Raw genomic sequence first — 25,573 nt, 5'->3', positions numbered from 1 at the left:
TTATGATTTAAACAACTTAAATCTTAGCGATTATAGTTATTTTGGGAATAATCAGTTTCTTCAAAAGATGGCTGATATTCTTGATCAATGTTTTGGAGATGTTCGTGCATTGCGCGTTCATGTTGAATTCGTTGGTAAATTTCTTCACGATGAACAGATACTTCTTTTGGAGCATTCACGCCAATACGAACCTGATTACCTTTAACACCAAGTACAGTCACGCTAACTTGGTCTCCAATCATTAATGTTTCTCCGACACGACGAGTCAGAATCAGCATGTTTCTCTCCTTGCAAAATGCAAAACCTGCAAATGATCTGTTATGTAAAATTCATAACTTGTAAAAGCAAAAAATTTAGCAGTGCATCTGAAACAATCATTGTGACAGTCGCAAACTGAGTAAATTTTAAAATCCTCAGGTTTAATATAACAGAGCCACTATAAAAAAAACTATAGTGGCTCTGAATTTTTACGATGTTTTTCAAAATCTGTCTAACAATGACAAATTTTGACACACAGCAAGGTTAATTAAGCACGTGCGCTTGATTCACCTGTTTCACGGTCTAGACCGAATGCAGTGTGTAGAGCACGTACAGCAAGCTCTAAGTATTTCTCATCAATAATCACTGAAATTTTGATTTCAGAAGTCGAAATCATCAAAATATTAATGCCTTCTTTTGCAAGAGCAGTAAACATTTTGCTTGCAACACCTGCGTGTGAGCGCATACCAACACCAACAATCGATACTTTTACGATGTCTGCGCGAGTTGCAACTTCACGTGCACCAATTTCTTGTGCAGTAGCTTCAAGAATGGCTTTCGCTTTTGATAATTCACTACGGTTAACTGTAAATGTGAAATCAGTTGTGCCGTCTTCTTCAACGTTTTGGATAATCATATCCACTTCAACATTGGCATCACCAATTGGTGAAAGGATGTTTGAAGCGATACCTGGTTTATCCGGTACACCAAGAATAGTTAATTTAGCTTCATCACGGTTGAACGCGATACCTGAGATGATTGGTTGTTCCATGTTGTCTTCCGCTTCAGTGGTGATTAGTGTCCCGACGTTTTGTTTAAAGTTTTCGTCGAATGCGCCATCATCGTCATTATCAAAACTTGATAATACGCGTAAAGGCACTTGGTATTTACCGGCAAATTCTACAGAGCGAATTTGAAGGACTTTAGAACCAAGTGATGCCATTTCAAGCATTTCTTCAAAAGAAATACGATCAACTTTTTTCGCTTTTGGAGCGACACGAGGGTCAGTGGTGTAAACACCATCAACGTCTGTGTAAATCTGACATTCATCAGCTTTAAGTGCAGCTGCCAATGCAACACCCGAAGTGTCAGAACCACCACGACCTAGAGTCGTAGTGTTACCTTCGGCATCAAAGCCTTGGAAACCTGCCACTACAATGACACGTCCAGCGTCAAGGTTTGAAGTCAATACATCCGTATCAATCGCTTCAATACGCGCCTTGGTAAATGCGCTGTCGGTTTTAATACCGACTTGACGGCCTGTAAGTGATTTAGCTTCAACACCAATAGAGTTAAGTGCCATTGCTAACATAGAAATCGTTACCTGTTCACCCGTAGACACCATTTGGTCTAATTCGCGTGGATCAGGGGTTTCGGTAATGGCTTTCGCTAAAGCAAGTAGACGATTGGTTTCGCCACTCATTGCAGATACAACAACCACAACTTTGTGACCGTGATCATGCCAACGCTTTACACGACGAGCAACATTTAAAATGCGCTCTGGAGTACCCATTGAGGTACCGCCATATTTTTGAACGATTAATGCCATAACTATCCTTACCAAGTAAATAAGTCTAAAGACTTAAAGCACTTACACATATTTTAAGACCGCACTTCAGCGCGATTTTAATATACCACGTAGCTCATGAACTCCAAGGTAGGAGGAGTTCAAATAGATACTTTGTGTCTGCAGGGGATTCACATGAACCCAGCCTTTTAGACTCCATTTTCATCATTTAGCCAGAGGTTGAATATTGGTTTCAACATGATGATTGAGTTTGCGCTTTCACGCATCAACAGTGTTTAAGCAGGATCCAGCATTAAAAAACACACTGCTTAAACCTGTTGATTTGCTCAAAGGAGGTGAGTCACTTTGAGCTATAGGACTTTTGGTCTTATTTTGCAGCTAACCATGCAACGAGGTCAGTCATTACCGCTTCAAGTTTGTCGCTATAAGGCGCACCACCTTGAGCCATATCAGGTTTACCACCACCTTTACCGCCAAGTTCTTGACCAAGGTGTTTGATGATGTCACCTGCTTTTACAGCAGCAGTGTATTCTTTAGCAACCGAAGCAATGAGGCTCACTTTGTCGGCATCAACCGCTGCGATCACGATCACAGCATTGTCTAACTTAGATTTCACACCATCGTGCAAGTTGCGAAGTGATTTCGCATCTACACCTTGAACCGTGGTGATTAATGTTTTGCGGCCAGCAATCTCTTGAACTTGACTCAATAACTCAGCGGCTTGGAAGCTTGCCAATTTTTGGTTCAATTGTTCAATTTGTTTTTGCAAGCTAGATGCTGTGTGAGACAAAGCTTCAACTTTTTCTAAAGTTTGATCTTTTTGCGCTTTCAGCAAATCGTTGATTGCATGAATGTCACGATCTGCTTTTTGCGCAGCTTCAACAGCTTTAGTACCCGTAACGGCTTCAATACGACGTACGCCTGCAGCAACACCGCCTTCAGAAGTGATTTTGAATAGACCAATATCACCGGTGCGTTTTACATGAATACCGCCACAAAGTTCGATAGAGAAGTTTTTCTCATCTTTGGTTGTACCCATTGAAAGTACACGTACTTCGTCACCGTATTTCTCACCGAACAACATCATTGCGCCTTTTTCTTTGGCCGCCTCGATGTCTAAAAGTTCAGTTGAAACAGCAGTATTGGCAATCACTTCGGCATTGACAATGCGTTCAATTTCTTGAAGCTGTTCAAATGAAACAGGTTGGTCATTAGCAAAGTCAAAACGTAAAAGTTCGCTTGCAACCAATGAACCTTTTTGCTGTACGTGCGTACCTAAAACTTGGCGAAGTGCTGCATGTAATAGGTGAGTTGCAGAGTGGTTGCGTGAAGTTGCTTCACGGATATCCGCTTTAACAATCGCCTCAACTGCTTGAGCTGCTTTTAAGTTACCCATGGTCACGATGCCTTGGTGTACAAAAGCGCCGCCTGATTTTTTGGTGTCTTGAACTTCAAAAATACCAGTTTCGTTTTTGAAGATACCTGTATCGCCAACTTGACCGCCACTTTCTGCATAGAAAGGAGTTTGGTTTAGAACGATTAGTGCTTCGTCACCTTCAAAAACTTCATCAACTTGTTCGCCGTCTTTGTAGATTGCAACAATTTGACCTTGGCCTTGAGTTGCGTCATAGCCGTCAAATTGAGTCTCGCCTTCAACTTTCACAATTGAGTTGTAGTCGACAGCAAATTTACCAGCATCACGCGCACGTTGACGTTGAGCCGCCATTTCGACTTCGAAACCAGCTTCGTCAATGGTTAAATCACGTTCACGTGCAATGTCTGCTGTAAGGTCAGTTGGGAAGCCGTAAGTATCGTAAAGTTTAAATACAGTTTCACCCGGAATTACAGAACCTTTAAGTTGAGCCAATTCACCTTCAAGCAATTTCAAACCTTGCTCTAAAGTTTTTGCAAATTGTTCTTCTTCTTTTAAAAGCTGAGCTTCGATACGTGCTTGCTGTGCAGCAAGTTCAGGATAAGCAGCACCCATCACGTCGATCAGCGGCTGTAACATTTTATGGAAGAATGAGCCAGTTGCACCCAATTTGTTACCATGACGTACTGCACGACGGATAATACGGCGAAGTACATAGCCGCGGCCTTCATTAGAAGGGTTAACACCGTCTGCAATCAAGAAGCAGCAAGAACGTGCATGGTCAGCCACAACTTTAAGTGAAGCAGGGTATTCAACTGGTTTGTTTTCTGCTTGAGCTTTTGCTTCAAGTTCAGTGGTATCTAAACCAATGATTTCAGCAGCAGCTTTAAGTAGGTTTTGGAATAGATCGATTTCGTAGTTTGAGTTTACATGCTGTAAAACTGCAGAAATACGCTCAAGGCCCATACCTGTATCTACAGAAGGTGCAGGAAGGGCATGCAGCACACCATCAGCAGTACGGTTGAACTGCATGAATACGTTGTTCCAAATTTCGATGAAACGATCGCCATCTTCTTCAGGAGTGCCCGGTAAGCCGCCCCAAATGTGGTCACCATGGTCAAAGAAGATTTCAGAACATGGACCGCAAGGACCTGTATCGCCCATTGCCCAGAAGTTATCTGAAGCGTATTTTTCGCCTTTGTTGTCACCAATACGGATAATGCGTGAAGCGTCTAGACCAATTTCTTTGTTCCAGATATCAAATGCTTCGTCATCTGTATGGTAAACAGTGGCATATAGTTTATCTTTTGGCAGACCTAACCATTTTTCGTTGGTTAAGAAATCCCAAGCAAATGTGATGGCATCACGTTTGAAGTAGTCACCAAATGAGAAGTTACCCAACATTTCAAAGAACGTGTGGTGACGTGCTGTATAACCAACGTTGTCTAAGTCGTTGTGTTTACCGCCGGCACGGACACATTTTTGTGAAGAAGTTGCACGAACGTAGTCACGTTTTTCAAGACCGAGGAAGCAGTCTTTAAACTGGTTCATACCAGCATTTGTGAATAATAGTGTTGGGTCGTTGGCAGGTACCAGAGAACTCGACGCGACACGTGTATGCCCTTGCGATTCAAAGTAGCTTAAAAAAGCTTCGCGAATTTCAGCTGATGTCATAAAACGAGTACTCACAACCAAGTCTCTCCTAATTTCGATTTGGTAATAGCATATCAAGCAAGCCTTACAAAAATTTAAAGCTGGCTTGAGATGCTGACATAAAATTTAAAAACGCTAAATTATAACGGAAAAAGGTGTAGTGACCAATGATTTTCGGCTATCTCTATGACTTTTTATATGTTTTAAATTTAGCACCTATATTTTTAGATTTTTAAACCTTTGGAACGCTGAAAGTATTCATTGATTAATCTAGTGAGCGCACTGTTGCTGCGTTTTATTTACTGATGTTGCGCAGTAACATCAGAAGCGCAATTTGATTCAAATAAAAGAACGATACGCGGTAACGTCATCCGCAAGTGTTTGAGATAGGGCTACTTTTAATCAAAAATGTTTTTGCGATATTTTCAATAATTCGACGCTAGTGAAAGTGTTTTGTCGGTGATGTGCATTGCACGGCAAGTTGGTTTCCTTGCGAAGCACGCTTCTCATTTTGCCGAATGAGAAACAATGTTTCGTTATAGTACCTCCAGCCGAAGGCTAATCCCTTTGTCAATTCAAAATGTAAGACTCCGTCGAATAAACTTAAAAAGTATTTTTAAAATGCTTAATTACTTTTTCGTGCATAACATCAGTTGTTTATATGTCTTGAAAAGCTTTGAAATTTCAAATTCAACATGTTGATGAATGCTCTACATGAAGGTGGGTTGCTTTTATATTTTTCAGTTCATTTGGATAATTGCATGTTTATACCCAATTTAATCATAGTGTTTGGACTTGATCTTAGTACTGTACATTTCTAGTGAAGCTAATATTTGGATCTATACAGGTGCTAAAGTTTTATAAAAATAAAGCCCAATAAGCATTAAACGAATAAATGATAACGTTTTCATGTTGAAATCCATTAACATATAGATGCTTTATTTTTGTTTCAAAACGAAGGATTGGTCATGCAGCGAGTGGCAATTAATGGATTTGGTCGAATCGGACGCAATGTATTACGCGCTTGGTTTGAAAATCCAAAAGAATTTCATTATGAAATTGTTGCCATAAATGATGTCGCTGATGTGGAAACCATGGTGCATTTGTTTAAATATGACACCACGCATGGTCGTTTTGCAGGCCAAGTCGAAATTCTTGAACAAGATGGCGCTATTTTTCTAGATATCTCTTGTGCTCAAGCACATCTCAAAGTGCAAGTGTTGAATGAGCCACAGCCAAGTCTTTTACCTTGGCAACGACTAAATGTCGATGTGGTACTCGAATGCACAGGTTTATTTCGATCGAGAGAGGCAGCCACACAGCATATTGGTGCAGGTGCCAAACGTGTGATTATTGGTGCGGCACCGTTTGACAGTGTTGATGCTGCGATCGTGTATGGTGTTAATCATCATGAAGTCAAAGCGACTGATCAAATTATTTCAAGTGTGTCGTGTACTACGCAGGCTTTGGTTCCCTTAGTCAAAATCATTGATGATGCCTTTGGTATAGACACAGGACTGATGACTGAGATTCATGCTGTGACTGCGGATCAGTCTGTATTGGATCATGCACATCGTGACTTACGTCGTGCGCGAGCTTCAGGTCAAAATATTATTCCAACGACGTCTTCAGCTCTGGGTGCGTTGAAACGGGTCATGCCGAAAATGGAAGATCGAATCGATGGCTATTCGATTCGTGTACCGACTATTAATGTTGCTGCAATCGATTTAAGTTTTGTGTCTCAATCAGTTATCACCAAGCATGAGTTAAATGCAGTGTTAAGCAAAGCTGCACGTTTTGATTATCATGAAATTATGTCAGTAACCGATGAACCTTTGGTATCAAGTGATTTTAATCATTCACCTTATTCATTGATTGTTGATTTGAATCAAACCATGGTGGTAGGAAAACAAGCAAAAGTTTTCGCATGGTATGACAATGAGTGGGGCTATGCGAACCGCTTACTCGATTTATGTGAAAGTTTTCATTCTCTATAAAAATTCAAACTTATCCAATATAGAAAACATCTACTAGCTTGTAGGTGTTTTTTATTTTCTAAAATTAGATGAAAAATCATGCTTAATGACCTACATATGGCTTGAAAATATTGAAAAACTTTAAAAAATATTCAAGCACAGCCAATTTATTGTTTAAGATGAAAGTCAAAGAAATATATAAAGAGTATTGAGTATGATGTTGATGTTACTTTGGGGATTTATTTTATTATTGGCGCTGGCGGTTATATTTTTAATTTGGCTACAATTTAATCGTGACGTATCGCAATCTACCGCGCATGAAACCTTGCCGCTTGAAGAAAAAGTGGTGCATTTAGAAGCCAACCTGAAAAAGACCTTGGAAATTATGCAAGATCTTGCAAAGAAAATGCATATCCAGCAAGAAGTATTAGATCAAACCACTCACAAATTACAGCAAGTTGAATTGCAAAATGCAGAGTTGGTGAACCTTTTGGCAAAAGTGGTCAAGACAGACCAAAGCTAATCAAAAAAATACAAAAGACTGCCCACACCTCGATATCTGCATGAAGCATGTGATCTCAAGGTATGGGTATTTTTTATCCAATAAGATGATTCCTAATATTCATCATCATTGGGTTTAAATCGTAGTTCTTTCGTTATTCAAAACATGATCGCGTATTACTTAGTTAAATCAAAATTTGTCTTAATACTGCTGCTGAAAGCATGCTAATCACAACGGTAGGCAATAACGAAAAACGTGATGCTGCAAATAGGGTAATGGCTATCGCAATCAGATCAGCAGGATGATCTTTAACAAAATAGGGCGCAATCACTGATATCAACACACAGCCGGGGACAGCTTCCATAATTTGACGTTGTTTGTTGGTGAGGCTACGGTTTTTCAGTAACATATAACCCAAGATGCGGGTCAGGTAAGTGGTTAAGGCTATAAATAGAATCGCGATCAGGGTGCTAGTGTGGATCATGCATCATCTCCAATTAGGAAAAATGCAGAAGCAATGCCAGTAACTGCGCCAATCGGAACATACCAGCCCGCAGGGAGATACAAGTAAGCCAAAGATGCGGCAATCAAACTGACCAGCCATGGACGCGCCGCTTTAAAGCCTTTCCACATGCCACGCAGTAAAACAAGAAATACAGCAGGGAAGGCCATATCAAAACCAAGTCGACTAATATCGCCAAGTATCGGCCCGATCATTGCCCCTAGCGTGGTAAAGCCAACCCACATCAAATATAGAGCACAGCATAAGCCTGCATAGAACATCAAACTAAAGGCGCGCTGAATTCCCAAAACATTAGATTTTTTTTGCGCATCAGCCAAACCCACAGCCCAACTTTCATCGCACATAAAAAATAAAGCGGTATAAACCTTACGATTCGGTAGATGTCGTAAATACGGGACAAGGCTCGCCCCCATTAATAGGTGCCGACTATTCACTAAAAACGTAATAAACATCAGCATGAGAATATTAGGGGGATTGGTCCAAACTTCCAAAATGGCAAATTCAGAACCACCGGCAAAGTTAAGGCCAGTCAAAAGCGGAACTTCTAAACTAGAAAAGCCTTTATGTGTTGCCTGAGCACCCAAAACTAATGCAAAAGGAATAATGCCCAGCAGCATTGGAATAGATGTTTTTAGACCTCGTTTAAACTCAATAGAATGCTGTGAGTGGGTGTGATTGAGTGTACTTTGTCTAAACATCAACATGACGTTTTCCATGAAGCGAGATCGAAAGCAATATTTTATGGATATCTGAGCAGCATTTGGCAGCTATTTTATGGAAGATTGCTTTTATTGTGCAATAAAATTGCTAAAATAAAGATTATTGTGAAATTTAGTGCCTTTATTGATGGATCAGATAGATAAACGCATTTTGCAAGCATTACAGCAAAATGGAAAACTACAAAATAATGAATTGGCCCAACTAGTTGGTTTATCACCTTCGCCGTGTTTGAGACGGGTTAGGCAATTAGAAGATGAAGGCTATATTGAGAAATATGTGGCTTTACTGAATCAGTCAAAAATGAATTTAAGTTTAACGGTATTTGCGCGGATTTGGCTAAAAGGTCAAGATGCAAAAACCGTGAATGATTTTGTCGCAGCGATTCAAACGATGCCTGAGGTGGTTGAATGTCAACTCATGGCAGGGGATTGTGACTTTTTCTTACGTATCGTCGTGGCAGATTTAGAAGCCTATCGAAAGTTTCAGATTCATCATTTAACGCAGATTGCCAGTGTGCAAAATGTAAAAACAGAGATACCGTTACAGGCCGTTAAACAAACTACAGCGCTTCCATTGGATTGATGTTCGTGTCTTAAATTAAGTTATTGAGCCTGATCATATTTTATAACTTTGTTTAAAACTTCATCTATAGAAAGTAGGACGCTTATTATTTTTTATCAAATGGTTAAAAAAATAACGTTCCATAATTTTAAAATATAAGAATAAACATGGATTTAGTTGTAAGAGTTAAAGCTGTAGATGAAGTAATGAATGCTGAAGCATCTTTTATGAAAAAGTCGTGTGCAAGCGTAAAACTATCGTGCTAAACTAGGAGAAATCGGGTGTGCTCCCGATTTTTTTATGCGGATTTGTTCCGCGCTGACAAGAATTTAGGTTTACAACATGCCCATTTCAGAGACATGGTTATTACCTGATGGTGTAGCTGATGTACTGCCAGAACAGGCGCAAGTGATTGAATCTTTGCGTCGTGAAGCATTAGATTTCCTTGCATCTCGAGGTTATCAGTTGGTGTACACGCCATTCATTGAATACATCGAATCTCTATCTTCTCTTTCAGAATCGAATCAAGATTTAGACTTAGCCACTTTTAAAGTGATCGATCAACTTTCAGGTCGTTTGCTTGGTGTGCGTGCCGATATGACACCACAAGTGGCTCGTATTGATGCGCATGTACATCCTGTCGAAGGTGTAGCTCGTTATTGCTACGCTGGTACAGTACTACATACTAAGCCACAGGGTTTTAATACCACACGTGCACCTTTACAGTTAGGTGCAGAATTATTTGGTTCAGACAGCATTGATGCTGACGTTGAATTGATTGATGTCATGATCAACTTGCTTGCTAAAGCAGGTCATGCAGATGGTATCCATCTTGATTTAGGGCATGTCGGTTTATTCCGCAGCATGGTGAAACAAGCTGGCTTGAGCAAAGCGGTTGAACGTCAGTTATCTGACTTGTATCAACGTAAAGCTTTACCTGAACTTGCTGAATTCACACAAAGCATTCCAAATGGTGCTGACTTCTATACTTTAGGTCGTTTTGCAAGTGACTTAGATGCATTGCAAGCCAATTTAACGGCTGATGTATTGGCAAATGAAGCATTTAAACTGGCTTTTGATGCAGTGAAATCGACTCAAGCGGCAATCCAAGCACGTTGGCCAGACTTACACATTGGTATTGATGTGGTTGAACTTCGTTCATATCACTATCACACTGGTTTAATGTATGCCGTATATGTACCAAACCGCGCTGCACCATTGGCTCAAGGTGGCCGTTATGACGGTATTGGTGAACACTTCGGCCGTGCGCGTCCAGCAACAGGTTTCTCTTGTGACTTATATGCATTAACTGCTGGTCAAGTTCAGAAAAGCCAAGTTTTGGTTGCACCAAAAGGCATCGAAGCAGATTTATTAAAGGCAATTGAGGTAGCACGTACCGAAGGATTCAGTGTTGTTCAATTGTTAGGTAATGATGATTTAAGCTCAGCACCTTATGCAACGCACCAGTTGGTGAATGCAAATGGCGAGTGGACAATCAAACAAATTTAATCGCGAACGTGCCTGCGGGCACACACGTTTTTTCCAATTTTAACAGCATGATGCAATGAGGCTATTATGGGCAAGAATGTTGTGGTACTTGGTACCCAATGGGGCGACGAAGGTAAAGGTAAGATCGTCGACCTGCTCACAGATCAAGCGGCTGCGGTAGTTCGCTATCAAGGCGGACACAACGCAGGTCATACACTTGTGGTTGGTGGTAAGAAAACTGTTTTACACCTCATTCCATCTGGTATTTTACGTGACAACGTATTGTGCTTAATTGGTAATGGTGTTGTTTTATCACCTGAAGCTTTAATCCACGAAATGGAAGTTTTAGAAAAAGAAGGCGTGCCTGTACGTGAACGTCTACGTATTTCTCCAAACTGTCCGTTGATCCTTCCACACCATATCGCCCTTGACCAAGCACGTGAGAAAAAACGTGGCAATGCGAAAATTGGTACAACAGGTCGTGGTATCGGTCCTGCATACGAAGACAAAGTGGCTCGTCGTGCAATCCGTGTTGCTGACTTGGTTCGTGGTGGTGCTCATCTTAAAGCTCAACTAGAAGAGCTTCTTGAATACCATAACTTCCAATTGACTCAATTCTTCGGTGTTGAAGCCATTAAAGTTGAAGATGTAATCGCTCTATGTGACGAATGGCGTAAAGTCATCGAACCTATGGTGATGGACGTGACTGGCGAACTTCATGCTTACCGTAAAGCAGGTAAGAAAATCATGTTTGAAGGCGCGCAAGGTTCACTTCTTGACGTTGATCACGGTACATACCCGTATGTTACTTCTTCAAACACAACTGCTGGTGGCGTAAGCTCTGGTTCAGGTCTTGGGCCATTGCACCTTGACTATGTATTGGGTATCACTAAAGCTTACACAACTCGTGTAGGTGCTGGTCCGTTCCCAACTGAACTTGTTTATGATGCTGCTAACGATGTTGGCGATGCGATCGGTAAACACTTGGGTACTGTCGGTTCTGAGTTTGGTGCGTCTACTGGCCGTCAACGTCGTTGTGGTTGGTTCGATGCTGAAATTCTACGTCGCTCAGTAGAAGTAAACTCACTTTCTGGTATTTGCTTAACTAAACTAGACGTTCTAGATGGTTTAGAAGAAGTGAAAATCTGTGTAGGTTACGAAGCAGCTGATTCTGGTTGTGTAGGTTCTTCTGATGCGCTTGCATTTGAAACTTTAAAACCAATCTATGAAACTATGCCAGGTTGGTCTGAGTCTACTTTCGGTGCGAAATCACTAGATCAATTGCCACAAAATGCAATTAACTACGTGAAACGTTTAGAGCAATTGATTGAATGTCCAATCGACATCATTTCAACTGGTCCAGACCGAGATGAAACAATCGTATTACGTCATCCATTCGACGCATAATGTTGTTGAATTAAGATGTAAAAGCCTCGCGAAAGCGGGGCTTTTTTATATAACGAAGAATACAACTTCAAAAAAGTTGATTAAATTTAAATGATGGAAAAATAAAGATTTTGAAAAAATAAGCATAAAAATATTGAGTCAGTCAATTTTTTGTATATATTTGACACTCTTTATAAATAACTAGAGATCATGATGAATTATAAAAAATCTTTGGCATGCTTTGCCGTAGCAGCTTCTTTATCAGGTTGTACCACGATTGCTGATCTTGCAGGTGCTGATTCTGCATCTTTGAACTTACAGGCAACACAGTCTTATAACGCAATGCTGAAAGACGCTCAGACCAAACAAGTGCTCGATACCAAGTCTGCGACTTATCAAAAAGTAAACCGTGTTTTCTGGAAAATGAAACCATTTGCAGATCAGATGAATCAAACGGGTCAGGCTTTTGATTGGAAAGTTGCCGTGATCAAGTCTAAAGAAATCAATGCCTATGTTGCACCCGGCGGGAAAGTTGTTTTCTATACAGGAATCGTCGAAACCCTCAAACTGACGGATGATGAAGTCGCAGCAATCATGGGCCACGAAATGGTGCATGCCTTAGAAGAACATGCAAAAAATAAAATTGGCGCTTCAGCACTGACCAATCTTGCGGTGAGTATCGGTTCACAATATGTAGGCAATGCTGCAGGCGGCTATGGTGCAACCTTGCTTGATTTGGGTAGTCAGTTCGGTGTGGGCTTACCGTATTCACGTAATTTGGAAAGCCGCGCGGATAAAGGTGGCCTAGTGATGATGGCAAAAGCTGGATACAACCCAGAAGCAGCGATCTCGTTGTGGAAAAAAATGAATGCAAATGACAACAGTGGCAATGATGCACTGAGCAAATTTATGTCTACACACCCAAGCAATAATGACCGTATTGCTGCTATGCAAAAAATGATGCCAGAAGCACAGCAATATTATAAAAATGCGACACCTTCGAGTGTGCGTCGTTAATATCGGCTGTTTTCAAGACTAAAGTTGCATTTTAGTACGCTATACACATTGTGTTGAGTTGCTAAAATGCAATTTGAATTAGGAAGAGAAGTGCAGGATGCAAAAGAATATTTCGACCACCATTTTTTATTCTTTATTATTTGCGATGGGGGGAGCACCTACCATTGCCATGATGATTATTCGTGCCCAAACTCAAGACCCTCAATTGATTTATCAAGCTCTAATTGGTTTGTCGGTGATTATTGCATGTATTCTTGTACCTATAGTTTTGATACAAAATGCTGTCCTATTTTTTAAGCGAAAAAATGTGCAGTTAGAAGAAAAAATCAAGCCATTAATGCATGTGTATTTAGGCTTGAATGTGGTTTGTTTAATCTATTGGTTGGTTCTTCAATTTTCAGCTTAAAAAAATTACATAATTACTATTATAAGTCGCTATAACTTCGTTTTAAGCTCCGAACCATAAGAATATAATATCCATAAATTCACTTATATTTTAATGGTCTGGAGTATCCTTAATGAAAAAAATTATTCTAACGAGCCTGTGTATGGCCGGTGTAATGACGATTTCAGGCTGTGCGACAGTGGCAGATATGGCAGGAGCGGATACTGCTACATTGAACGCGCAAGCAACACAAAGTTATAACAAAATGGTGACAGATGCGCGTTCTAAAAATCAGCTCGATACCTCTTCGAGTACATATAAGCGCATTAATACTGTATTCCAAAAACTGCGTCCTTATGCAGACCAAATGAACCAAACGGGTCAAGCGTTCCAATGGCAATTGGCGGTCATGAAATCTGATCAAGTCAATGCCTTTGTCGCTCCAGGCGGTAAAGTTGTATTTTATACAGGTATCGTCAATAAACTGAATTTAACCGATGCAGAAATTGCAGCAGTTATGGGACATGAAATGGTCCATGCTCTTGAAGAGCATGCAAAAAGTAAATTGGGAGCGCAAGCCTTAACTGATCTTGCATTGAATATTGGTTTAAGTGCGGCAGGTAATAATGTCGGTCAATTGGGTACTGCGGCCGCGCAGTTGGGTAGTCAAATTGGTATAGGTCTGCCTTATTCACGTTCTTTGGAAAGCCGTGCAGACCAAGGTGGCTTAATGTTAATGGCACGTGCAGGTTATAACCCACAAGCGGCGATTACGCTTTGGGAAAAAATGAATAAGCTTGAAGGTGCGGGAGGTTCATCATTCTTATCAACGCATCCATCAAACTCACAACGTATTGAAGCGATGCGTAAAAATCTACCCGCAGCGCAGCAGATTTATAATCAACGTCGTTAATTCATAAGAATTAATTATCCGTTTTAAAAAAGCAGGCCGTGGCCTGCTTTTTTGTATTTAATAGTTTGAAAAGTTCTTATATGGCATACCTATATCAGGCGCAATAAAAAAGGCAAAGTAAAAACTTTGCCTTTTTGCATTAGAGATCAGAAGATCTTAGTGGTGGTGACCGCCTGCACCGTGTACGTGACCGTGTTCAAGTTCTTCAGCAGAAGCCTCACGGATTTCAACGATTTCAACTTCGAAAGTTAAATCTTGACCAGCAAGTGGAAAGTTTGCATCAACAACAACGTTGTCGCCTTCAACAGCTTTAACTGTCACGATTTGAACGCCATCATCAGTTTGAGCTTGGAATTGCATACCTGGTTGGATGTTGTCCACGCCTTGGAACATTTGAGCAGGAACTTCTTGAACGAGATCAGGGTTGTATTCGCCATAACCTTCGGCAGCAGGTACAGTTACAGTGAATTTTTCACCAACTGTTTTGCCTAAAAGAGCTTTTTCAAGACCTGGAATGATGTTACCAGCGCCGTGCAAATATGCTAGTGGCTCACCTTGAGATTGGTCGAGAGTTTCACCCTCTGCATTAGTCAATGTGTAGTGGAAAGAAACCACAGAGTTATTTGCAATAGCAGTCATGTTATTGATCCATTCAATTTTTTAAGGGTTACATCATAAAGTGAAATTGCACTTTTGTAGACTAAATTTATCAAAAAAATGTAATTTTTAAATGTTTATGATGATTTTTTCATTAATCGGGGCAAATCTGTAAATTTCAATGCAATTTAATTTTAGGCGCAATTTTTCGTGTAACAAAATCTTTAGCCGTTAATAGTCCTGCATGTGCGTAGCCGTAAAGTGTGGCTTGATGCATACGATAAAGTGAAACGTACATTGATTTGGCAACAAAGCCTTGAACATTGACCTGACCTAAAAGTTCACCTACTGCTTTATGTTTACTTAATGAGACTAAGGAACCTTTGTCTGAAAATACGAACATCGGGAGTTGCTGACCACGGATACGCGCCTTTAAGCAATCCACGAGAAATGACGCTTGTTGGCTAGCAACTTGAGCGCGTGGGCCGAGGACAGGCTCATCTGCACGCGGTTGGCAATGTGCACAATCACCAAACGCGAAAATATCTGGGTGTGCCTTAGTTTGTAGTGTTGCATATACACTCAAACGCCCCATACGGTCTTTTTCAAAGCCTTCAAGCTTCGAAATTACTTCTGGTGTTTTAATGCCTGCTGCCCAAACCTTCAGTTCAGCTTTAATTTTACTGCCATCATTAAAATAAACATGTTCAGCATCGACTTTTTCCACACGTTTAGAGGTTAAGACCTCAATTTTCATGCGTTGTAATTGCTGCTGAGCATGCTCGGCCATTTTTTCAGGGAGTGCAGGCAGAATCCGATCAGCACCTTCAATCAAATTGATCTGTACGCTTTGAGGATGAATTTTATTTAAACCATATTTATAAAAATTATTTTTGGCTTCAACCAATTCTGCTGAAAGTTCAACCCCCGTTGCACCTGCACCAATAATGGCAATTTTCAACTCACGTGCTGTATTACTATTTTGTGCATCCAAATACAACTGTAAGAGATCTTGTTGGAAGATTTCAGCTTGTTGCAGACTGTCTAAATAGTGGCAATGTTCATACACGCCTGGCGTGTTGAAATCGTTGGAAACTGAGCCTAAAGCAAGAACAAGGGTGTCATAACTCAGTTGCAGTTGTTCTTGAGTAGATTCATATTTACCTTGTTGGACTTTGCTAAGCTGAATAGTTTTTTCAGCAGGATTGACATCTTCAAACTTAGCCAAGACAAATTCATAATGATGCTTCGCAGCATGCGCATAGTAGTTAATTTCTTCTTCGCTAACCGACATCGTCCCTGCGGCAATTTCATGCAAGAGGGGTTTCCATACATGCGTGAGTTTCATATCTACAAGGGTAATGCGCGCTTTCTTTTTTTTACCGAGTAAATCACCGAGTTGGGTGACCAGTTCTAAACCACCGGCACCACCACCGACAATGACAATATGGTGTAACTTGGAGTCATCAGCGTTATTCATTGAATTACCTATTTTATTATTGTTGAAAAAAAGAAGATGGCACGAGTATGCCATCTTCTTTTTTGCACGAATAACGAATTGTCTTACAAGTTACATAATCACATCATTGACCTAAAGGGTAGGTTTTAACTTCTGCTGCATCCGTATTAAAGATGCTAAAAAGACCTTTAATCCACATCATGAAACGCTCAAAAATATTGGCTTCTTCAATTTGCACGTCATCTTCGATATCAAAGGTATTGATCAGCTGATTATTTTGATAAACCGTAACGGTGGCTAATTTCATCACTTCAGCCAATGGCGCAGTGAGTTCTTTTTCATTTACTTCAACACTCAGTTTAGTCTGTGTTTCATGAAGTGGTTCAATGGCTTGAATTTGACCATTGCCAGTATTTAAAAGAATACGTTGCTGTGTAGGGTCAAAAGCTTTTAAATCGATGGCATAAGCTTGATCATAAAGTGAAGTTGTAATTAGTTTAGGTTGTTGAGTTTCCACCTTAAACATTTTCAAGGTTGATTTAACCACAGGTAATTCTGCAATTAATTGCTTATCTTTGATTGCAACTTCATTACGTGTATAGGTATAAGCCAAGTTCATGAGGTTGTGTGCTATTTCTGCACGTTTTAATCCACTTTTTGCCCCTAATACCACAACAATCAAACGACGTTCTGGCGCGTCAGGATTCGCGATCAAACGGTTGGCTGTTAAAGCTAAATTATAACCTGCAGCTTTAGTAAAACCTGTTTTTAAGCCATCAACGGTAGGATCTTGTTTGAGTAAAATATTAGTTGCATGGTGGAAACGGTGATTATAACTAAAACTTTGTTGTTTTGAATAATACAAATAGTCAGGTGTTTCAGTCACCAGTGCTTGCCCTAAACGTGCAAGGTCAGCTGCCGATGAATAATGTTCTGGCATGGTAATACCGGCTGGATTTTGAAAATTGGTATCATTCATGCCCAAAGCTTTAGCTTCTTTGTTCATGCGTTCAATAAATTTTGGAATATCACCAGAAATGCGTTCAGCTAAAGTCACAGCGGCATCATTGGCAGACATGACCACAAGACCTGCCAAAAGCTGATCAACTGAAATTTGTTCGCCTGCTTTGAGATACATTTGTGATTCATCCCATTGAACCACTTGTACAACTGGGGTTGCGGTTAGGATTTCATTTTTCTTTAAATGACCTGCTTTAATTTCCTTTAAAGCAATATAAGCCACCATCATTTTGGTAAGTGAAGCAGGAGCACGCTGAACATGGCTATTATGTTCTGCAATCACCTGACCCGATTGAGGGTCTAAAATGGTCCAAGCTTCAGCTTCCACGGTTTCAGGGACAATATTTAAAAGGGCAGCATTTGCTATCGTGGAGCATAGAAAACTAAGCAGCGCGATGAGGTAGATCACGTGTTTCAATGAGGTTCCTTAACCAACCATTCCGTTGGTGGTAAAACGAAAAAATTTTTAGGCATGCTATGCCTTTTTTTTTCTGCTGACTAGTCATAATTGTAGACAATTGCGACAGTTCCGCATTCAGTTGTAAAAAATGTTAATCTAATTGATAAGTTATCTTTTACTAATTTTATATCGCCCATTATGTTGCATTATCAAATCGAATTTGACGATTATCGTCAGCATCTAGTCCATGTCACTGCACGTTTCTTGGCAAATCCAACACAGGTGCTTTCTTTGCCAACTTGGATTCCCGGAAGTTACTTAATCCGAGAATTTTCGAAGCATATCGAAGCTGTTCGAGCTTATGATGAAGATGGGCGTTTGTTACAAATTGAGAAATTTGAAAAAAATAAATGGCGCTTATTCAATACAGATCATGAGTTGATCACGGTTGAATATGATGTATATGCCTTCGATTTGTCGGTCCGTGGTGCTTATGTTGATCAAAGCCGTTTATACGTCAATCCAGCTTGCGCATGTTTAGGTTTAGTTGACCAAGAACATACAGCCATTGAGGTTGAAGTTTTCTTGCCACCCGAGTTAAAGCATTTCCAACTTGCGACAGGATTAAAGTCAAAAAGTTTAGTGAAAGGTCGTTATACCTTATATGCAGATAACTATGCTCAGTTGATTGATGCACCGTTTGAACTGGCGGAACAAACCCGTTTTAGTTTTGAAGCCAACGGCATTCCACACGAATTTGTGGTGTCGGGCAAACATGCTATGAACGCGCAGCGTATGCAGCAAGACATCGAAAAAATTTGTTCGACAGAAATTTCCATGTTTGGTTCAGCACCATTTAAAGACTATACCTTTATGACCATGGCAACGGCGAATAGCTATGGTGGTTTGGAACATCCAAACAGTACGAGTTTAATTAGCCCGCGTGATGATTTACCAAAAGCCAATGAACCTGTAGAGCCTTCGGCAGATTATCAACGCTTCTTAGGTTTATGCAGCCATGAATATTTCCATTCATGGTTAGTAAAATTTATCCGTCCAGAAAACTTTGTGAATTATGATTTGAACAAAGAAGGCTACACTTCTTTGCTTTGGATATTTGAAGGTTTTACATCGTATTATGATGATTTGATTTTATTGCGCAGCGGCGTGATTAATCAGGATTCATATATCAAGCTATTGAAAGCACAAATTGATCGCTATTTACAAAATCCAGGTCGTGAAATTCAAACTGTTGCTGAGTCAAGCTTTGATGCGTGGGTGAAATTCTACCGTCAGGATGAAAACTCAAATAATGCAGGTACCAGTTACTATAATAAAGGCTGCCTCGTGGCGCTGTGTTTAGACCTTGGCTTACGCCTACGTGGTTCAAGTCTTGATGCCTTAATGCGTAAGCTATATGAAAACGCACAAAACGGCATTCAAGTGAATGAACGGACTATTTTCAATTTATGCAATGAATTGACGGGTGATGATTGGTTAGAACAAATCAATCATTTGATTAATACTACGGATGAATTGCCGTTAGACCAATTATTCCCTGAGTTTGGCCTAAGCTACACGCTTAAAAATGACAAATCATTGCCATTTGGTTTAAAGCTGGTCGATAAGCCTGAAGGTGTGTTGGTTCAGTCTGCTCGTCGTGATGGTACAGCGGCAAAAGCTGGCTTGTCTGCAAATGATGTGATTATTGCAATTGATGGTTTAAAAGCGACGGTTAAATTGGCAGAAAAATATGCCAAGCAAGACGGTACTTATACCGTACTAGCATTTCGCCGCGATGAACTGATGAGCTTTGAAGTGAAAGCGGCAGGTTCAGAATTAACTGAAGTTGAACTTAAAGTGGAAGATCAGGCTAAAGCGGAGAAGTGGTTGAAGGCTTAATTTGATAAGTATTTAATTTTCATGTAAAACCCATACTTAGGTATGGGTTTTTTATTAGAAAATGAATAGTAAAAATTTAATAATTGGAATTTCGATAACTGTAGTTTGGTTTTTAGTTATAGGACTGTTTTGCGTTCAAAACAATTTTGTATTTACCAATAGAGAGCTGAATTCACTAGGGGATTTCCTTGCAGGTATATTTGCTCCAGTTGCTTTTCTTTGGTTAATACTCGGGTATCTCCAGCAAGGTAAACAATTAGATCAAAATACTAAAGTATTGGAACAGCAAGAAAAAGCGCTACAGTTGCAAATTGAAGAAATGAAAAATGGACTTGAGCAGCAAAAACAGTTGGTTCAAACACAAAAAGAACAACAGTTGGAACAGCGAAAACAGTTATCTCCAAAAATTTTTATTTCAGATTTTCACGCAAGAGCTGTTTTTGGCAATGATCTATCTGCTGATAATAGCTCGGGTGAGTATATTTACAATAATGTTGTATTTATTACCATATATTTTAATTTAGAAAACTTAGGTGAAGAAGCCTATCACTTTAAAATTATTGAAAAAAATAGTCTAGAGTGTTTGGAGCAAATAGATGTTTTGAAAAGATCAGAAACCTATAAAATTAAATTATATCTATCAACAAAATTGGTTGATCAATTGAATTTAAACAAAATATTAGATGAATTCTTCAATCTTTCTTATGAGTGTAAAAATGGGGTGAAAATTCAAAGAGATTTATTCATGCAATTGTATCCAAGAAATGTAAATTCCCCTTTTTTTCATGTAAACATGTATTTAGATGATTAGTTAAAGTAAATAGTAAAAAAGCCCACATCTGTGAGCTTTTAATTTCTATCGAATAAAATTTTTAATTAATAGATAACTGCTTTTTTTGCATGACATTTATAAAAACTCAGTTCTTGAGATTTTGCCCTCAAATCTTCTGCAAGTTGTTGAGTCACGATTTGTTCAATATGTTGAGCATTTAATTTTGGCTTGATATATGCAGCTTCAGTAATCTGCCCAATAGTTTTACGTTGTATTAATTCGAGATCTAAATAATTTTGAATAATTTCATCTTTTTCAGAATATTCACGACAAACTGAAATAACAATGCGACCGGTTTGGATTGATTCGGATAACATCGTTGCACTATCTTCAGTAACAAAAATATATTCACTTCGCTTTAACACATCGCAAATAGAAGTTTTAGAACAAGTATTCACAAGCTCAATATTTTTATCTTTTAACATTTGAATCACATGTTCCGATAACGCAGGTGTTCTACGAGAACATACGACTGACGCCTGAATTTGATGGTGATCTGCGAATTGAACAAATTGCTGAATCATCTCTTCAAAGTCTTGATGGGTAAAAGGGTACTCTTTTGTCGGTCCACCAATTAACAGGCATGCTTCATGATTCGACGGAATATGCGCTAAGCGAGTAATTTTAGAAGGTACAGCACCTGTAGGAATAATGATTTGTCTACCAGAATGATCTTCTGGAATCGTCGTAATAGTCCAATCAATAAGTCGCCAATTAAATTTACGTGTACCGCCTGCATAAATAAGTGGGATATTGAAACGTTGAGATAAATAAGCGGCATAAATTAAATTAGGCATACCTGAACAGACGATAACGTCGGTATGCTCTAAATTTCTTGGTAAGAATTTAAAGTATAAACGCCCGAGCGTGCGAAACAAATTCGGGAAATTAGACAGTTTCTTAAAAACGCTCACTGTACGCTTAGGTAAAGTAGGAATTGCAAACTGCTCAGATTGTAGATAAAAGCGCTTCTCAATCATTTCACTCACAGCGAGAGCAGGATTTAAATGTCCAATTCGGTTGTCATGAATAATTAATACTTTGCTTCTATTGTGTGTAGATGTGCTGCTCATTTTTGAAGTTCAAATAATCAACGTTTATATTGTTATAACTTATTATAGTGTCGAAATATGAAAATAATCTTAAATAATTGTTAGGTTTATAAAAAAATGTAAAGGCCTACGTAGATTGTAGGCCATTTTTGAAGCTTTTTATCAACGTCCGTTACGACCGCGGCCACGAGGGGCTTTAGTATTCGGACGAGTTGTGCCATTGGTACGGCGTTTGGGTTTTTCGCTCTCATCCATTTGCCAGATACGTTTTGTACCTGACTTTTTCACTGAGCCATCTTTATTCTTACGAACCATTGGCTTACCACCTGTACCGCCTGGTTTTTTCACATAAGAGCGCGAACGGTAAGGTTCTTCTGCAGGTACATTTTGAAAGTCAGGGTACAGTAAAGGCTCAATTTCTTTGGTTTCACCTGGTTCTAAACCCAATTGAACTAAATCGATGGCACCAATACGTGTACGAATTAAACGTAAAGTCGGGAAACCTACTGCTGAAGTCATACGACGAACTTGACGGTTACGGCCTTCGCAAATTTGGATTTCAACCCAAGAGGTTGGAATGTTTGCACGGAAACGTACAGGAGGATCACGATCCCATAACCATTCTGGCTGTTGCACTTTAATGGCTTTGGCTGGCAAAGTCATACCATCTTTTAGCTCAACGCCTTTACGTAATTGTTCAAGCGCTTCTTCTGTGATGTCGCCATCGACTTGCACTAAGTAGGTTTTGAACTTTTTATTTTCAGGATTGGTGATGTACTGATTTAAACCACCATGATCGGTTAAAAATACCAAACCTTCGGAGTCCATATCTAAACGACCTGCAATACGTAGACTAGGATCGTCCACGAAGTCAGATATGGTCATATGCGCTTCGTCTTTACGGAATTGGGAGAGCACGTCATATGGCTTGTTTAAGATGACAATTTTCATACTAAATATCTAAAATATAAAGAGTAAATAAAATAGGATTTGAGAGTTACCCGTTTAAGTACCCGCTTTAAGAGAGTTAGGCCCAATAATAAAAAAACAAAGCCCACGAATATGTGGGCTATTGTATCAGGTTTGCGGTTTATATTCTTCGACCTTATTTTTTACATATGATGCATACCAGAAAACATCTCTATCAGTAACTCGGATTGGTTGTTGAATGTCTCCTGAATTTATAAGCGAGTAAAACTTTTCTCGACCAATCGACATAAGATCCATAAATTCCTTTGCTCTGACTCGACGATCAATTTCCATCATTCACCTCCAATCTTTTACCTGCTTCCAATTCTTCCGGTTCAGCGTGTCGCCATGCTGACATATACCACTTGCCAATATGCTCTTGCTCCACGGTGTGAATCACATAATCTTCAGGCCAAAACGGGTGAGCCTTAACAACCACCTTATCTCCAACCTCAAAAATATTGTGCTGGCGGCGGTATTCGAGGAGGGCTTTTTCTACATGCTGAGGTCGAACTCCAGATCTCTGCATCATGATTAACTCATCCATTGTGTAAGAAGTGGCATTAAGAAATGCCTTAGCCGCCTCATACCCACCCAACTGCTCAATTAGATTCATGACACCTCCTTCAAACTTTCCATCACATTTCTAGGCAACCCACTCAAATAACAGCTAAACAAGTGGTATAGCTCATCCGCATTCATTTCATTTACTTCGATCATGCCACCTGTGCCATTTACAACACGCTGACGTGACCAGCTGCGCATATTGAAGGTAAACTCATTGTTGTATTCGACTGCATTCAAAATTGCATTAAACAGCGCCACTTCCTGCGCATCCCAATTTTCAAAGTAGGGCATGTCTTTAGAAGTTAAGTTGTCAATTTGGAGCTGGGCGAATTGGGGTTTTGTTAATTGAATTTTAGTCATTTTGATCCACCTTAACCTGAACAACACCACCACAAGAAAAATGTGCATTGCTGGTCATATCTTTCGCGCCATCATCTTTCCAGGTGAAGCTATCGAATACAGCGTCAGCCACAGGGATTTCAAAAGCTACCATTTGAGCATGCATCAACTTTAGGCCATCTTTTAACTCATCCAAGCAATCATCAATTCGATCCACAGGGATGTTTAGTAGATCCTTTAGACTTGTAATTTTGTATTCAGTCATTGGCTGGCTCCTGTGCTTCAATCATAGCTTTGTATGCAACTTTGAAACATTGAGCGGTATTTCCCGCATTAGCAGAATTAAACGCATCATAGAATGTGCGATAAATTTGCTGTGTCGGCTCTTTCGGCACCAAAACAAACCCTTCCGGCACCGCTTGGGTTTTGGCTCTTTCTATCCAACAATCCCACATCCAGATAACTTCATCATACAAATACTGATCACCATTAGTTTTGAAAGCTTCTTTAGAATCAGTAAAAAATTTACTGGCATGTTTTTCAAACGCTTCTCTTTCTTTCTGAATATCCATCACGCCACCTTCATTATTTGATTAGCCACGACACGCGCTAAATTTTCATTCGTCTCATCTGATATAGCAGGGCTGCGCAAGTGCGTTTCATATTCATCAAATAACGCTTGGCACGCTGCATTGCCTGTTAAATCATTCTTTACAAACACATAGCTCAAAGCCTTACGGGTGCCTTTACCACTAAAAGTGCAACTACCATCTGCAAGGACTTTCTTCACATAACCGAGCTTTTCTAACCAAATTTTGAAGCCGTCGGCATGTTTATTTTTGATGCGGAAGATCATGCTGCCACCTCATATTCTGCGTTGAGCTCAGCCATTGCCTTATCAACAACAATGTTGAAATTAATGACTGCTTGCTCAACACCTGCAATGTCCAAATCTTTTGCAAATACCCGAATAATCACAAGTTGCAAATGCTCAGGAAGGCGAGGGTCAAAGCTAATAAAGTCACACCATTTGCGACGAGTACAAGCCAATTGCCAAGTGATCTGCGGAATGTATTCAGCAGGCACTTCTTTGGTGAGTAGTGTGTTCAAATGAGTTGTTGTAGCAGGGCACTTAACCTCAATTTGACCATCTAAATTGATTAATCCATCAGGTGAAGCACCACTTAATTTAATAACCGGGTGATCAATTAAACCTGTGCCTTTAACAAAATTACCTGTCTCATTTTCATAAGCGGCAATCGCATTTTCTTCCTGATCTATACCCCATTGCATTGCTTTTGAGGTTGGAGTTTCCTCCTGAACACCAGTAATGCGCTCAGAAAGAATTGTTAATGTTAGGGCGTTGTATTTCTTACCTTTAACTGGTTTTGCGCCAATATCTTTAATGCGGCTTGCAGTCACTTTGCCGCAGCGATCCGCAAACCAACCTTCACTACGCTGGAGAATGGTCATAAGTTTCTCCTTGGCGTGCTAAAGCTTGATCAGCTAGTTCAGCTATTTGTTTAAGATTTACTGAATGAGTGGTCCAAAAGTGTTTTTTACAATCGCCTTTGGGTAGGGCGATATAAGCCTCCTGAAGTCGATTTGATCCGTATTGAGCCTCATTTTGAAGATGAGATAAAAACTCATCCTCAAATTCTTGATAGTCAGCAGGCACGGAACTCCCAATTGCTTTTTGGGTGTCAGTAAACAACTCAGATCCACCGACCGTAATTTCCTTGCCCTGCATTTCTTCGACTGTGTATTCGTTTCCAATTTCCTCTGGAAAGGCTTTGCGCAAAGCACCAGCTTCAGCACATTTAGCTAATTGACCGCGCTTGCGCTTCGTCCACATTGAGTTCAGGCCACCATCTTTAACAGTGGCGCATGCTTCTTCAAAATACTCGGTGTGGCAAAACGGAACCTTGTCGCCATGGATGATTCGGTACACAGTCACGGTGCATGACTCTGGAACCGTGTGCACAACATTGCCAAACTTAATATCAACCATCGGGCCAAATACTGGAGCATCTTGACCTGCATACTGGTTGGTACGTGTTGCGGTAATTCGATGCTCAGTGATAGACGGCATAATCACATCACGCCATTGTGATTGACCTGTTTTAGAGTCCTTCACACTCATTGGTACGATAT

Annotated in this window: 28 protein-coding genes; 10 read left to right on the top strand and 18 right to left on the bottom strand. The window is 39.9% G+C overall.

The genetic code is table 11. From position 1 onward, the window contains the following. Window positions 1–23: 23 nt before the first annotated feature. The 3 genes from csrA to alaS form a co-directional block, all read right to left on the bottom strand. On the bottom strand, window positions 24–278 hold the full coding sequence (gene csrA, locus FTU29_RS15010; protein ID WP_078189080.1) for a carbon storage regulator CsrA: 255 nt from the start codon (window positions 276–278) through the stop codon (window positions 24–26). Window positions 279–526: 248 nt separating this feature from the next. After that, window positions 527–1,807: an aspartate kinase gene (locus tag FTU29_RS15005; RefSeq protein WP_078194395.1), complete on the bottom strand. Its 1,281-nt coding sequence runs from the start codon at window positions 1,805–1,807 to the stop codon at window positions 527–529. A gap of 346 nt (window positions 1,808–2,153) precedes the next feature. Continuing rightward, on the bottom strand, window positions 2,154–4,847 hold the full coding sequence (gene alaS, locus FTU29_RS15000) for an alanine--tRNA ligase (RefSeq protein ID WP_180122631.1): 2,694 nt from the start codon (window positions 4,845–4,847) through the stop codon (window positions 2,154–2,156). Window positions 4,848–5,779: 932 nt separating this feature from the next. Between alaS and FTU29_RS14995 the strand changes: the two genes are divergently transcribed. Beyond that, window positions 5,780–6,808, top strand: coding sequence for a type I glyceraldehyde-3-phosphate dehydrogenase (locus FTU29_RS14995; RefSeq protein WP_180122629.1), 1,029 nt, complete (start codon window positions 5,780–5,782; stop codon window positions 6,806–6,808). 199 nt (window positions 6,809–7,007) lie between these two features. Continuing rightward, window positions 7,008–7,310 (top strand): hypothetical protein, encoded by a 303-nt coding sequence (locus FTU29_RS14990; protein ID WP_078189224.1) that lies wholly within the window; start codon window positions 7,008–7,010, stop codon window positions 7,308–7,310. 163 nt (window positions 7,311–7,473) lie between these two features. Here the strand turns inward: FTU29_RS14990 and FTU29_RS14985 are convergent, their stop codons facing one another. Both FTU29_RS14985 and FTU29_RS14980 read right to left on the bottom strand, forming a co-directional pair. Further along, entirely contained in the window at window positions 7,474–7,773 is a 300-nt protein-coding gene (locus tag FTU29_RS14985; RefSeq protein WP_180122627.1) for an AzlD family protein, read from the bottom strand. Then, window positions 7,770–8,516 (bottom strand): AzlC family ABC transporter permease, encoded by a 747-nt coding sequence (locus FTU29_RS14980; RefSeq protein ID WP_180012236.1) that lies wholly within the window; start codon window positions 8,514–8,516, stop codon window positions 7,770–7,772. The genes FTU29_RS14985 and FTU29_RS14980 overlap by 4 nt, the downstream gene beginning before the upstream one ends. Window positions 8,517–8,658: 142 nt before the next feature. On the opposite strand from FTU29_RS14980, the gene FTU29_RS14975 reads away from it, so the two are divergent. From FTU29_RS14975 to FTU29_RS14950, 6 genes are all read left to right on the top strand, one after another. Next, window positions 8,659–9,114, top strand: a complete 456-nt coding sequence (locus FTU29_RS14975) for an Lrp/AsnC family transcriptional regulator (protein ID WP_180020870.1) — start codon at window positions 8,659–8,661, stop codon at window positions 9,112–9,114. A gap of 321 nt (window positions 9,115–9,435) precedes the next feature. Next, complete coding sequence (locus FTU29_RS14970) at window positions 9,436–10,602, top strand: ATP phosphoribosyltransferase regulatory subunit (RefSeq protein ID WP_180122625.1); 1,167 nt, start codon at window positions 9,436–9,438, stop codon at window positions 10,600–10,602. A 66-nt stretch (window positions 10,603–10,668) separates the two neighbouring features. After that, a complete protein-coding gene (locus tag FTU29_RS14965; protein WP_180107978.1) occupies window positions 10,669–11,988 on the top strand; it encodes an adenylosuccinate synthase in 1,320 nt (439 codons plus the stop codon). Window positions 11,989–12,180: 192 nt separating this feature from the next. Beyond that, window positions 12,181–12,984 (top strand): M48 family metallopeptidase, encoded by an 804-nt coding sequence (locus FTU29_RS14960; RefSeq protein WP_078194387.1) that lies wholly within the window; start codon window positions 12,181–12,183, stop codon window positions 12,982–12,984. 97 nt (window positions 12,985–13,081) lie between these two features. Beyond that, window positions 13,082–13,390 (top strand): hypothetical protein, encoded by a 309-nt coding sequence (locus FTU29_RS14955; protein ID WP_078194385.1) that lies wholly within the window; start codon window positions 13,082–13,084, stop codon window positions 13,388–13,390. Between the two features lie 112 nt (window positions 13,391–13,502). Further along, window positions 13,503–14,282 (top strand): M48 family metallopeptidase, encoded by a 780-nt coding sequence (locus FTU29_RS14950; RefSeq protein ID WP_078194384.1) that lies wholly within the window; start codon window positions 13,503–13,505, stop codon window positions 14,280–14,282. 156 nt (window positions 14,283–14,438) lie between these two features. Here FTU29_RS14950 and FTU29_RS14945 read toward each other — a convergent pair whose 3' ends face one another. The 3 genes from FTU29_RS14945 to FTU29_RS14935 all read right to left on the bottom strand — a co-directional run bounded on the left by FTU29_RS14945 (window position 14,439) and on the right by FTU29_RS14935 (window position 17,776). Beyond that, window positions 14,439–14,921: a peptidylprolyl isomerase gene (locus FTU29_RS14945; protein ID WP_078194383.1), complete on the bottom strand. Its 483-nt coding sequence runs from the start codon at window positions 14,919–14,921 to the stop codon at window positions 14,439–14,441. Between the two features lie 136 nt (window positions 14,922–15,057). Then, window positions 15,058–16,359 carry an NAD(P)/FAD-dependent oxidoreductase gene (locus tag FTU29_RS14940; RefSeq protein ID WP_180122624.1) on the bottom strand — a complete coding sequence of 434 codons (1,302 nt, stop codon included), beginning with the start codon at window positions 16,357–16,359 and terminating at the stop codon, window positions 15,058–15,060. Window positions 16,360–16,462: 103 nt separating this feature from the next. Then, the gene (locus FTU29_RS14935; RefSeq protein ID WP_180085733.1) at window positions 16,463–17,776 is read right to left on the bottom strand and encodes a D-alanyl-D-alanine carboxypeptidase PBP6B; all 1,314 of its coding nucleotides are present in this window, start codon (window positions 17,774–17,776) and stop codon (window positions 16,463–16,465) included. Window positions 17,777–17,956: 180 nt separating this feature from the next. Here FTU29_RS14935 and FTU29_RS14930 point away from each other — a divergent pair, with 180 nt between their 5' ends. Both FTU29_RS14930 and FTU29_RS14925 read left to right on the top strand, forming a co-directional pair. Then, window positions 17,957–19,660: a M61 family metallopeptidase gene (locus tag FTU29_RS14930; RefSeq protein WP_180122622.1), complete on the top strand. Its 1,704-nt coding sequence runs from the start codon at window positions 17,957–17,959 to the stop codon at window positions 19,658–19,660. A 61-nt stretch (window positions 19,661–19,721) separates the two neighbouring features. After that, window positions 19,722–20,471 carry a hypothetical protein gene (locus FTU29_RS14925; protein ID WP_180122620.1) on the top strand — a complete coding sequence of 250 codons (750 nt, stop codon included), beginning with the start codon at window positions 19,722–19,724 and terminating at the stop codon, window positions 20,469–20,471. Between the two features lie 65 nt (window positions 20,472–20,536). On the opposite strand, the gene FTU29_RS14920 is transcribed toward FTU29_RS14925, so the two are convergent. The 10 genes from FTU29_RS14920 to FTU29_RS17525 form a co-directional block, all read right to left on the bottom strand. Beyond that, complete coding sequence (locus FTU29_RS14920) at window positions 20,537–21,565, bottom strand: ELM1/GtrOC1 family putative glycosyltransferase (protein ID WP_078194377.1); 1,029 nt, start codon at window positions 21,563–21,565, stop codon at window positions 20,537–20,539. Window positions 21,566–21,706: 141 nt separating this feature from the next. Then, window positions 21,707–22,495: an rRNA large subunit pseudouridine synthase E gene (locus FTU29_RS14915; protein WP_078194376.1), complete on the bottom strand. Its 789-nt coding sequence runs from the start codon at window positions 22,493–22,495 to the stop codon at window positions 21,707–21,709. A 126-nt stretch (window positions 22,496–22,621) separates the two neighbouring features. Beyond that, a complete protein-coding gene (locus FTU29_RS14910; protein ID WP_180122618.1) occupies window positions 22,622–22,807 on the bottom strand; it encodes an AlpA family transcriptional regulator in 186 nt (61 codons plus the stop codon). Beyond that, window positions 22,797–23,129, bottom strand: a complete 333-nt coding sequence (locus FTU29_RS14905) for a hypothetical protein (RefSeq protein WP_180122616.1) — start codon at window positions 23,127–23,129, stop codon at window positions 22,797–22,799. Before FTU29_RS14905 ends, FTU29_RS14910 begins: the two co-directional genes overlap by 11 nt. Next, window positions 23,126–23,440 (bottom strand): hypothetical protein, encoded by a 315-nt coding sequence (locus FTU29_RS14900; protein WP_180122614.1) that lies wholly within the window; start codon window positions 23,438–23,440, stop codon window positions 23,126–23,128. The genes FTU29_RS14905 and FTU29_RS14900 overlap by 4 nt, the downstream gene beginning before the upstream one ends. After that, window positions 23,433–23,684 (bottom strand): hypothetical protein, encoded by a 252-nt coding sequence (locus FTU29_RS14895; RefSeq protein WP_180110132.1) that lies wholly within the window; start codon window positions 23,682–23,684, stop codon window positions 23,433–23,435. The genes FTU29_RS14900 and FTU29_RS14895 overlap by 8 nt, the downstream gene beginning before the upstream one ends. After that, window positions 23,677–23,991 carry a hypothetical protein gene (locus tag FTU29_RS14890; protein WP_180122612.1) on the bottom strand — a complete coding sequence of 105 codons (315 nt, stop codon included), beginning with the start codon at window positions 23,989–23,991 and terminating at the stop codon, window positions 23,677–23,679. Before FTU29_RS14890 ends, FTU29_RS14895 begins: the two co-directional genes overlap by 8 nt. Further along, complete coding sequence (locus FTU29_RS14885; RefSeq protein WP_257226943.1) at window positions 23,991–24,275, bottom strand: hypothetical protein; 285 nt, start codon at window positions 24,273–24,275, stop codon at window positions 23,991–23,993. The genes FTU29_RS14890 and FTU29_RS14885 overlap by 1 nt, the downstream gene beginning before the upstream one ends. After that, window positions 24,272–24,892 (bottom strand): lambda exonuclease family protein, encoded by a 621-nt coding sequence (locus tag FTU29_RS14880; protein ID WP_180122611.1) that lies wholly within the window; start codon window positions 24,890–24,892, stop codon window positions 24,272–24,274. The genes FTU29_RS14885 and FTU29_RS14880 overlap by 4 nt, the downstream gene beginning before the upstream one ends. After that, a partial coding sequence (locus FTU29_RS17525; RefSeq protein WP_257226942.1) for a recombinase RecT occupies window positions 24,873–25,573 on the bottom strand: 701 nt, incomplete at its 5' end. The genes FTU29_RS14880 and FTU29_RS17525, both read right to left, overlap by 20 nt.

The organism is Acinetobacter sp. YH12086 (genome assembly GCF_013419345.1).
GTDB classification, from domain to species: Bacteria; Pseudomonadota; Gammaproteobacteria; order Pseudomonadales; family Moraxellaceae; genus Acinetobacter; species Acinetobacter amyesii.
Note: the sequence above shows the minus strand (reverse complement) of the source record. Positions and strands in the feature narration are given on the sequence as shown.